The sequence below is a fragment of the Sphingobacterium puteale genome (assembly GCF_003627955.1).
Classification (GTDB): domain Bacteria; phylum Bacteroidota; class Bacteroidia; order Sphingobacteriales; family Sphingobacteriaceae; genus Sphingobacterium; species Sphingobacterium puteale.
In genome coordinates, this window is the sequence record NZ_RBWS01000004.1 from 380,848 (window position 1) to 391,273 (window position 10,426).

Consider the following 10,426-nt stretch of genomic DNA (forward strand, 5'->3'; position numbering starts at 1 on the left):
AAATATGCCAGCCATTCTAATGCAGTGGCTGGCATTTCTGCCCGTTAAATTTCGAGATATCATTTCACGATATAAGCTGGAAGAAGACAAAACAAGAAAATTACTTGGTAGATTATTGTTGATCGAGGGCATGCGAGATTTCGGAATACCAAATATATCTCTTGATGAGGTGAAATATACCCCTTTTGGAAAACCTTATCTGTATGACCATATTGACTTTAACATAAGTCACTCAGGTAATTATATTTTCTGCGCTATAGCGGAAGGATTGAAGGTTGGTATTGATATTGAAGAGGTAAAGCCAATCAATTTCTCAGAAATGCATCAAATCATGAATGCAACGGAATGGCTACACATAAGGGCAGCAGTTGACCCATTGCGAGAATTTTATAGAATGTGGACATTAAAAGAAGCAGCTTTAAAAGCTGAAGGAACAGGGTTCCTAACCGATCCGGACAAAGTTTGCGTAAAAAAAAATATTGTTTACATTGGAAATAACAACTGGTTTTGTCATGAACTATTTTTTGATACGGATTACTCAGGCCACCTAGTAAGTTCAGAAATGCAGCATGATTATAAAATGATTAAACTTGACTTTATATGATCTGCCCCCTTTTCGAAAAATGTATAAATAAAGATTAACAGGACCTATTGGCATCCCTTTTTCAATAAATTAAGAAAAACTGTGGCTTAACTTTAGCTACATAGTTCAAACAGTTGGTAAATGATGATAACGTTACTATTAAGACAAAATAAAATCTTGCTCTACCCAAAAATGCAGAAGCTTTTAGATGAAATTTTTGGCAATGAATTTGTGGGGGAGTAAATTTAAGGAAAAAATTAAAAGTCATTGAAGTTAGCGGAATAATTTATAATCCTATTAGAAACCAATAATAGCTGTAATAACACTAATTCAAAAATTTTAAAAATCTCAGGTAAACTCATGACGGTGGTATGAAAAAATTGCTTTTCATTTTATTATTATGCGGTTCGCAATCTTTACAGGCGCAAGAGAAGGAAATCCCGGAAAACATTAAATCTATTTTTGCTGGGATTTGGGAGTATAGGGATAAATACCAGAGTAATACGATTGAAATCACATTTAAACTTGGTAAAGAGTACACAGTTCTAAAAGATAAGGGAAATGGAATGGCAGCTGCTAAAACATTAATACGTTGCATTGGACAAATATGAATGCTCAAGCGGATATTGACAAAGAAGCGTTTTTTCTCATTTTTGACAAAAGAATTTTTAAAGCGAAACCTACATTTAATAATTGAATAGATATAGCTATGGAAACCGACAAGAACGAGCTCGACAGGATAAGAGCCATTATCGAAAACTTCTATGTTGCAAAGTTTACAAGCAGTGAGGAAGAATGCAAAACGAAATAAAAGATTCCCTTACCGGAGCCTTTGCTTTTATAGACCAGGATGCAGCCACTTATAAACTTAAGATATTAGGCCGGGGCGAAGAACTGTTTTTTCAAAAAGGTGATGAAGCCTTGATTTGTGATATATCGGCCAGATTCCCGCTCATAGACCCTGCCAGCATTAAAAGATGGGATAATCGGCGTAAAATTACTGAAGATGAACGGATAGACATATTATCAACAATCATCGGGCTATATAAGCAAGCTTATAAAGATGATCTAGAAATTTAAAAAAAATGACACTATAACTCCTATTATATATCAACAACTTTAACCTTAATTATGCTCACTAACGAGATTGAACGAGAATTATTGAAAGCTATGGACAACTACAAAACCATTGCCCAATTGCTTATTGACAAGTTAATTAATGAAACAGACCAACCTGAGAAAGCAGAAATTCAAGCGGGACACTATTTTGAAATACAAAATGCAGATTTATTCAATGGAAAAGAAAATCTATCTGACAATTGGTGGTTTGATGTTCATGGCGAGCATTGTATGTTTAAGAATTTGACAACAGGACAAATTCTTGAGGTTTCACTTGGAGATAAAGAAAGTGTTGCTAACCTTGACCCTTATTTCTTCTATAATTTCCTTGAAACGACAACTGATTTGAAACATCTGACAAAATATTTCAAAAATCCATTTAATGATACCTTGAACTTTTTTGAAAAGCTAGAAAAAGAACAAAAAATAATTAATATCTATGGAGTGAATTTTAGAAAATTAAACACCACTAAATAAAATTTTAAGCGATATAAGGCTTCATCTTATGCCAAAATTTTGGCAAAGACTTTGTTGTGTTAATCATGGAAATAACCAATTGATATGATATAAATGCTATTCCCGACTCTTGCTAACTTCTATAGAGTTTGTCAATTAAACAACAGTAAATAATTATGGAGCAAACAACAGATAAAAATTACATAGACCAACTGGCAGGTTATTTTCAACAAAACCCGAATAGTTACGGCTGGATATTGTTTGTTGTAGGCATTATATTGTTATACGGTTCCATCAGGCGCTGGAGCTGGTTGTTTGAAGGAGGTGAAGGATTATTCAATATTGCCTGGATTGAAGAGACCTTTGGTTGCCGAACAGCGCTGATCCTATTCATCCTGCTTTCTCTGGTATTTATAGGGGCGGGCATAACATGGGTGTTCTTATATAAGTAACTTTATAAATGGATGAAACAGATATTGCATACGCCACAGTCCTACACCCGCAAGAGGGATTGACCACAAAAAAGACCAAAAAGCATATCACCAAACCGTAAAAGATGCTTTGTCAGGATTAGTAAAGCGGATTTGAAATCCTCAAAATCTTCGCTTCCAGATGCCTTTCAGAACATCTGGAAGAGATAAGTGGAAATGCTGGCTACAAACGAATAAGCGGGCAGGAATTCTGAACAGATGACGATACGCTCTATTTTGGACTGGTGATCCAATACAAAGAGGATGGTAACGAACATGGATTCTATAAAGTGAGCATAACCGAGGAGAATAAATGATAAAGCAAATGAAATGAAAAGTTTATTATATCCATTTTTAATGTTCCTGTTCCTTTCGTGTCGGACATCGATAAACAATTTCTACCAGGGAAAGGTGCTCGATGAACACGGTAAGCCCCTCTTCCACCCAAAGGATAAAACCATAGCAGTAAATACCTATGGCGAATTTGGAGATGGTATGTCCGCCATTCAGGATCTGAAGATAAGCAATTCAAAATGGAATGTGGAAAATAGTGTATTGAATTTGAAATTCGACTATAGTGATTATTTGGGACAGCACCACCTCGAAAGCACGTACAGTATAGAAAGAACAGACCAGCAACTGATTTTAAAAAAGGTAAAATGAAAAATCTAAGCCTATTATTTTTTATAACAGCATTTCTGCTCCAATCCTGCACCAGTGAGGACAAGCACCCGAACGTACCTATCTTGGAAAAACTAATTAAAAACGGAGAAGTTGTTTTCGTTGAGAAAAAAGATTCGGTTTCATTGCAACCTTTTATCACGTTTGTAAATGATTCGGTTTATGTTGTGCAAACTCAACAACAGGTTTCTGCCGATACCAAAAACATAAAAAGTAACGAAAAAGCAGTTACAGACGTTGTTATAAAAAACAGCATTGCAATTAAAAATGTAATCAGCGGAAAAACGTATCTTTCAGAAACGGTAGATTCAAAATATCCTATACGCATCAATGAAAAAAATGACGTGATCATAAATGATGCGATGTTTTTAGCACCTGGGTACACCACAAAAGTAAAAGCGGATACCACTTTTGCCAAGAATATTACAGATATAAATGTGGACGAAAAACTAAAAAAGCTAAAGGAATTTGGCAAAAGCATTACCACAAAATGGACCAATACCAACAGACTGGGAACGATGCACAAACTGTTTTATTACCAGCTTGGCGAAAGGAAATTTAAGTCTGCATCAGAATGTTATCTGATTACAGAAAATGGAAATTATTTCTACAACGGCAAACTGGGAATACTTAAAATCAAATAATGAGTAAAAAAATGAATATAATAGACCCGCTCATTACAAGGAGAATCGGTAATTGTCGCGAAAAATTTCAGCGATTTATTGATATAACTTTACCAAAATAAAGGACAACATTGGCATTGGCTGCAAGACAATTTTGAAAAATTGGGAGACGCTTATGACAAACCAATAATATAAAGAAATACCCAATCACGCAGATTTGTAATCCGTGTGTATAAATAAGCAAAGCCAGGGATTACAAATCCGCGACATCGGGTGTGACGGCTATACGCCACTGTCGTAAATCAGCCGAAGCAAGTCAAATAACTAATCAGAATAGATATGACAACCAAAACATTCAAAGAAGATTTTCGAAAGAAAACTAAAAGCATAGCTAACATTATGATTGAAGCTATGTTCAGTGACTATATTTTGTATAAAAATGGGAAGCGAATTGGTGTACTTTTCGATAACAAACTGCTGTTGGTTTCTACCGAAAACCTGAAAAAATTATTACCTGATGCACCTGAAGAAACTTCTTTTGATTGGGGTTACTATAAATTAATCTGCATAGAAGGTTTGGAAAATATAGTGCTTTTGGAACAGGCCATAAACACCACTTACAACGATTTGTATTTTGAGCAAGAGTTTGTGGCAGACATAGCTGCTATGATAGAAAGCTACGCCAGTTATCCCGATATTATGACAAAATTATATAACCACCATACTACTTTTCTGCGCTTTTGCTACGAAAAGAAACTGCTTAAAAAACAGCCAATCGATCAGCTGGGACGCATCATTCGGATGTATTACACCAACAGTGATTTAACTGAAAATGGCATAAAAACATTTGAGCATTTGTACGAAAAATGGCTTAACTATAATGATAAAAACGATGATAAATCTGAAGCAAGGACGGTAGATACAAAAACGTTGGAAAAATATTACACCAAAATTCTTGCAGAGCAAGGTATAGTATAACGAAATACTCTCTGGCTTTAACTCAATGAATCTGCTGTCCTTAATATGAAAAATAGGTTTTACCTTTATTAATTTTTAATTTAAAGCAGCAGATGGAGCTTTTTTATCCAAGATAATACGTCGCGATCTTTTATATTTAATATTTATTACACCAGTACAAACTTACGATATATAATTTGACAGCAACGGCTTAAAAAGAAAAGTAAAATGAAAAAAATTATTACAATATGTTTAGCAACCGCATTTCTTTTCACTGCCTGCAACAGCAAGACTGAAAGGAAAGCTACGGAAAGCGTTGCAAAAGACAGCATTCCTGCAAAAGCAGATAAAGAAATTTCCATTGCTAAAACGGACTTGTTGGCAAATCTTCCCGAACACAAATTTCCGATAACGGACAGTACCACGTTTGATAATTTTGAAAAATTAGGGACGCGTGACAATGGTTTTCTGAAACGGATCAAGTTTGACCCGAAACGTAAGGATGCAACCAATTTCCGCATAAACTACAAAATGCCTTTCTCCGAAAACTTTACCTCGGTTGCCGTTACCTATCAGGGCGGTGAGAACGAACTGTTTACGATATTACTTACTGTAGATAAAAACAACAATATAATTGACAAACTGGAAATTGCCTACGATGAAATTGCGGAATCCGCCTTCGGCAAAACCAGCAAAATAGAGAAAGACAAAATAGTGGTAACCAGTTCAAATTGGATGAATGAAGCAAAGCCAATTTTTAAAGACGAAAGCTACGTTTTAGACAAAACTGGGAAGTTCGAAAAACTGAAAGACTAATGATACATTCTTGATAGTCATGACGGTGTAGTAATTATTAATATGAATTATGTACAACAAATCAAAGAAATCATCACCGGAGCGTATGAATTTACGGATAAGGATAAAATCATTTATAAATTAAAGCTACTGGGCAGAGTGTAATGTAGCGGAAAAGGGAGAGATTATTGGTTCGTCCTTTCCCGAAAAACTATATTTTGAAGATGATGGCTTTCGAACCGAGAGAATGAATGAAGAAGTTGTGTTTATCTATCAGGTTATCAAGGATTTAGAACGTCAAAAAAAAGGACAAGCGATTGTAAAATTCGCTTGTCCAATATGGTGATCCCGCTGGGATTCGAACCCAGGACCCATACATTAAAAGTGTATTGCTCTACCAGCTGAGCTACGGAATCGTACTTCTTTTTTGAACTATCGTTCCTTGTTTGAAGTGATGCAAAAGTAGGGCTTTAATCCTATTCCTGCAAATTTTTTCGGCTTTAAATCGTACTCATCAGCTTAAAAAGCTGATCTTAAGCAAAAAAAATTAATCATTTTCCAATTCCATAATTTGTTCAGCCAATTGCTCCCATTGTTCCTGATAATGGGTTAACTCGGCCTTGGACGAATTGTATGCTCGCGTAGTTTCCTGTAACTTAGTCGCATCCGAATAAACAGTTTCATCCGCCAGCTTCTGTTCAAGGTCCTTGACCAATATTTCCTGTTCTTCGATCTTTTTTTCCAAGGTCGAAAGCTCCTTGTTCTTTTTGCTCAACAGTCGGGTACGGTCTTCAGATGGCGCTTGTTTCTCTTTTTTAACTTTTGGCTCTTCTTTGACTTTTTTCTCCGGTTTGACCTCTGTTTTTATAAGACGCTTTGAAGCCCATTCCTCATACTCTTGATATGTCCCCGGATATTCTTTGATCTCTTTGTCTTCGATATACCAAATTTTATTGGCCACATGATCCAAGAAATAGCGGTCGTGGGAAACAACAATAAAGGTGCCTTCGAATTGCTGCAGTGCCTGAATCAAAATATTGACCGATTGCATATCCAAGTGGTTGGTGGGCTCATCGAGTGCCAGGAAGTTGGCATCAGCAGTCAATGCCTTAGCAAGAGCTACTCGGGACTTTTCACCTCCGGATAATACCTTGATTTTTTTGAAGGCATCGTCGCCCGTAAATAGGAAACAGCCCAATATCGAACGTAATTCGGTCTCCGTATGCTTTGGTGCAAAAGCCTGCAGTTCGGCCAAGATCGAGTTTTCGAGGTGAAGTGCTTCGAGCTGATGCTGTGCAAAGAACGTTTGCGACACATTATGCCCATGTTCCGATTTTCCTTCAAATTGATTATCTGTGCCAGCCACAATACGGAGTAGGGTAGACTTACCTTTTCCGTTTGCACCGATCAACGCGATCTTATCACCTTTTTCAATGATTGCAGAGGTATTTTTTAATATTTCTAAATTCGGATAAGATTTAGAAATATTGTCTAAAGTTACCACATGACGGCCTGAAGGTTTTGAAAACTTGAAGCTAAAGTTGACCGTTGGATTATCATCATCCACATCTTCAATTCGCTCCATTCTATCCAGTGCCTTAATCCGCGATTGCGCCATTTTTGCTTTGGAAGCTTTGGCACGGAAACGTTCGATAAGTCGCTCTTCCTGTTTGATCTTCGCTTGCTGATTTTTGAACTGGTTGGCCTGTAATTCGTTTCTTAATTCCTTTTCTTCCAGATAAAAACTGTAGTTGCCCGCATAAAGTGTTAATTTCCCTTTTCGTGATTCAACTGTCTTTTTGATGATACGGTCGAGAAAATACCTATCGTGTGATACAATGACGATTGCCCCATCAAATGCCTGTAAATAATTCTCTAGCCATTTGATCGAAGGTAAGTCCATGTGGTTGGTCGGCTCATCCAATAATAGGATATCAGGAGTTTGCAACAGGATTTTGGCAAGCATCACACGCATACGCCAGCCTCCTGAGAATGTCGCTAGCGGCCTTTTTTGTTCCTCTTCTGAGAAACCTAGACCGGCCAGGATTTCGTGGGCCTTGAATTCCACGTTGTAACCGTCCAGCGCTTCAAATTCCAATTGTCTGTCACTGAGTTTATTTAGAATATCGTCCGAATAATCTGTTTCTAATTTAGCAAGTAAGTCCTCGATCTCGGCATGTAATTGATTTTGGCGTTCAAACGCTTCCATGGCTACATATAGTATGCTCTTATCGGAGTGATAGGACAGTAAGTCTTGGTTGAGGTAACCGATCTTAAGATCTTTTGCCATGGAAATCGTTCCCGAAGTTGGGGTGTACTGTCCAACGATCAACCGCAATAAGGTAGATTTTCCGGCTCCATTGGCGCCAATCAAGCCTACTTTATCACCCGGTTTAATGTGCCAGTTTGCCTCGTCATACAACGCACGGGATCCTATTTCAAATGTTAAGTTATTTATTGATATCATTTCAGATGCAAAAGTACAAAAGTAATGAATATTTCTTCTTGTTTGAGTAACTTTGCGATTATGTATAAATTAGTCAAACCTATATTCTTTACCATGAATCCGGAGACGGCTCACCACAAAGTGACCAGCGGATTGAATGTCTTCTCTAAAATCTGGGGCGCCAAGCAATTATTGAATGCTATTTTTACCGTAGAAGATCCTCGCCTGGAACGTGAGGTATTTGGATTGAAATTTAAAAACCCGGTAGGCCTGGCTGCGGGCTTTGATAAAAATGCCGAATATATATCCGATATGACTAATTTAGGATTCGGTTTTATCGAAATTGGAACAGTTACACCAAAGCCTCAGCCCGGAAATGATAAACCACGAATGTTTCGTCTGGTACCGGATGAAGCCCTGATCAACCGTATGGGGTTTAATAATCAGGGGGCGGATGTCGCTGCTAACCGACTGAAGAACCTAAAAGACCGAAAAGGACTTCTAATCGGCGGTAATATTGGAAAGAACAAGGTTACTCCGAATGAAGAAGCGGTAAATGACTATATCTACTGTTTCAATGCCCTTTTTGAGTATGTGGATTACTTTGTTGTCAACGTCAGTTCGCCGAATACGCCGGGCTTAAGGGATCTGCAGGAAAAAGAACCGCTAAAAAAGATATTGAACACACTTCAGGAACTGAATAAAACGAAATCAACCCCCAAACCTATCTTGCTTAAAATCGCACCTGATCTCACCGATAGCCAACTGGATGATATTGTGGAAATTGTCATGGAGACTCAGATCGCTGGGGTTATCGCGACAAATACCACGATTTCTAGAGAAGGATTAAAGAGCCAGCAAGAATTGACCCGGGAAGCGGGTGGAGTAAGCGGACGCCCATTGACCAAACGTTCTACCGAAGTAATCCATTACTTAAGCGAAAAATCCAATAAAGCATTTCCGATTATTGGTGTTGGGGGCATTCATTCTGCAAAAGACGCTATTGAAAAGCTGGATGCTGGCGCTAGCCTTGTTCAGGTTTACACCGGATTTATCTATGAGGGGCCGGGTTTGATCGCAAATATTTGCAAAGGAATATTACAGACAGGACGATAGATCGGGGTAATGGCCGTAGATTTTAATTTAAAAGATTTTTTGGATAAAAAGGTTGATGAATATAATCAGCCTAATTTTATTCCCAATGATCCGATCTCCATTCCACATCAATTTTCTAGCAAGAATGATATTGAAATTATGGGATTCCTGGCAGCTATTATGGCTTGGGGACAACGTAAAACGATTATTAATAAATGCAATGAATTGATCGAAAGAATGGATGGTGCTCCTTATGATTTTATGATGAATCATCGAGACCAAGATCTTAAAAGCCTGCTTGGTTTTAAGCACCGTACGTTCAATGATACGGATATACTCTATTTTGTCGCTTTTTTTAAGCATCATTACCATCACTTTAACTCTTTAGAGGATGCTTTTTTGGTGGGACAGGAAATGCGCTCAGAGGTCAATTTAGAACAGGCGCTCAATGCATTTAAGACATATTTCTTTTCCCTGCCCGACTATCCGCAACGTACGCGTAAGCATATCAGCAGCCCAGCACAAAAATCCACTGTCAAGCGCATCAATATGTTTTTGCGTTGGATGGTCCGAAAAGATAACAATGGTGTTGACTTTGGTATCTGGAATCGGCTATCTCCAAAAGATCTGATCTGTCCATGTGATGTCCATGTTGAACGTGTCGCACGAAAATTTGGACTGATTACCTTGGAAAAAGTCAATTGGAAGACGGCACAGGAGTTAACGGCCAATCTTCGGCTACTGGATCCAAATGATCCGGTAAAGTATGATTTTGCACTTTTTGGCCTGGGGGTGGAAAGGGAACTCTAAAGCCCTTCCAGCTGTCTTACTTAGGCATAGACTATTACACATATATCACGACACTATCCCAACAACAGGACATACAAACAAGGTATACTACTGGGCAATGGATACTATTCTTAAAGATATAAATAGGGATATTCAGTAAATGTTATAAAAAATGGTGATGAGAATAATTTCGGTCACCATTTTTTGTTCTGGTATCCGGATCTTTGTAAGATTTTTCCGCTGGTTTAAGCACCCCATTGCCAAAAAGCTGCTTTTTCGTTTTTTTGGGCATAGCTGTCCCCTGAACACCCGTCTTTCCACCTATTTTCTGTGATCTTTTAAGCCGCTTTTTCCTGCTGGCCCTGCATCTTGGGGATCATCCGCACCGCATTTGCTGTATGGATGCCAAAGA

Annotated in this window: 12 protein-coding genes and 1 tRNA gene; 11 read left to right on the forward strand and 2 right to left on the reverse strand. The window is 37.8% G+C overall.

Annotation, left to right across the window (positions count from 1 at the left end; genetic code table 11):
* Positions 1–4 precede the first annotated feature (4 nt).
* The 9 genes from D7322_RS05625 to D7322_RS05665 all read left to right on the forward strand — a co-directional run bounded on the left by D7322_RS05625 (position 5) and on the right by D7322_RS05665 (position 5,705).
* On the forward strand, positions 5–604 hold the full coding sequence (locus D7322_RS05625; RefSeq protein ID WP_121122074.1) for a 4'-phosphopantetheinyl transferase family protein: 600 nt from the start codon (positions 5–7) through the stop codon (positions 602–604).
* 350 nt (positions 605–954) lie between these two features.
* A complete protein-coding gene (locus tag D7322_RS05630) occupies positions 955–1,194 on the forward strand; it encodes a hypothetical protein (protein ID WP_121122076.1) in 240 nt (79 codons plus the stop codon).
* A 184-nt stretch (positions 1,195–1,378) separates the two neighbouring features.
* Positions 1,379–1,663 (forward strand): hypothetical protein, encoded by a 285-nt coding sequence (locus tag D7322_RS05635; protein WP_121122078.1) that lies wholly within the window; start codon positions 1,379–1,381, stop codon positions 1,661–1,663.
* Positions 1,664–1,714: 51 nt separating this feature from the next.
* Positions 1,715–2,179, forward strand: a complete 465-nt coding sequence (locus D7322_RS05640; protein ID WP_121122080.1) for a DUF6896 domain-containing protein — start codon at positions 1,715–1,717, stop codon at positions 2,177–2,179.
* Positions 2,180–2,334: 155 nt separating this feature from the next.
* Complete coding sequence (locus tag D7322_RS05645) at positions 2,335–2,610, forward strand: immunity 17 family protein (RefSeq protein WP_121122082.1); 276 nt, start codon at positions 2,335–2,337, stop codon at positions 2,608–2,610.
* 348 nt (positions 2,611–2,958) lie between these two features.
* Positions 2,959–3,291: a hypothetical protein gene (locus tag D7322_RS05650; RefSeq protein ID WP_147430293.1), complete on the forward strand. Its 333-nt coding sequence runs from the start codon at positions 2,959–2,961 to the stop codon at positions 3,289–3,291.
* Complete coding sequence (locus D7322_RS05655; RefSeq protein WP_121122086.1) at positions 3,288–3,953, forward strand: hypothetical protein; 666 nt, start codon at positions 3,288–3,290, stop codon at positions 3,951–3,953. The genes D7322_RS05650 and D7322_RS05655 overlap by 4 nt, the downstream gene beginning before the upstream one ends.
* 318 nt (positions 3,954–4,271) lie before the next feature.
* On the forward strand, positions 4,272–4,910 hold the full coding sequence (locus D7322_RS05660) for a hypothetical protein (RefSeq protein WP_121122088.1): 639 nt from the start codon (positions 4,272–4,274) through the stop codon (positions 4,908–4,910).
* Positions 4,911–5,117: 207 nt separating this feature from the next.
* Positions 5,118–5,705, forward strand: a complete 588-nt coding sequence (locus tag D7322_RS05665; protein WP_121122090.1) for a hypothetical protein — start codon at positions 5,118–5,120, stop codon at positions 5,703–5,705.
* A gap of 319 nt (positions 5,706–6,024) precedes the next feature.
* Here the strand turns inward: D7322_RS05665 and D7322_RS05670 are convergent.
* Together D7322_RS05670 and D7322_RS05675 are read right to left on the reverse strand one after the other, a co-directional pair.
* Positions 6,025–6,100 (reverse strand) — tRNA-Lys (locus D7322_RS05670).
* Between the two features lie 131 nt (positions 6,101–6,231).
* Entirely contained in the window at positions 6,232–8,151 is a 1,920-nt protein-coding gene (locus D7322_RS05675; RefSeq protein ID WP_121122093.1) for an ABC-F family ATP-binding cassette domain-containing protein, read from the reverse strand.
* A 60-nt stretch (positions 8,152–8,211) separates the two neighbouring features.
* On the opposite strand from D7322_RS05675, the gene D7322_RS05680 reads away from it, so the two are divergent.
* Together D7322_RS05680 and D7322_RS05685 are read left to right on the forward strand one after the other, a co-directional pair.
* Positions 8,212–9,246 carry a quinone-dependent dihydroorotate dehydrogenase gene (locus D7322_RS05680; protein WP_121122149.1) on the forward strand — a complete coding sequence of 345 codons (1,035 nt, stop codon included), beginning with the start codon at positions 8,212–8,214 and terminating at the stop codon, positions 9,244–9,246.
* A gap of 9 nt (positions 9,247–9,255) precedes the next feature.
* Positions 9,256–10,035, forward strand: coding sequence for a TIGR02757 family protein (locus D7322_RS05685; protein WP_121122095.1), 780 nt, complete (start codon positions 9,256–9,258; stop codon positions 10,033–10,035).
* Positions 10,036–10,426 lie beyond the last annotated feature (391 nt).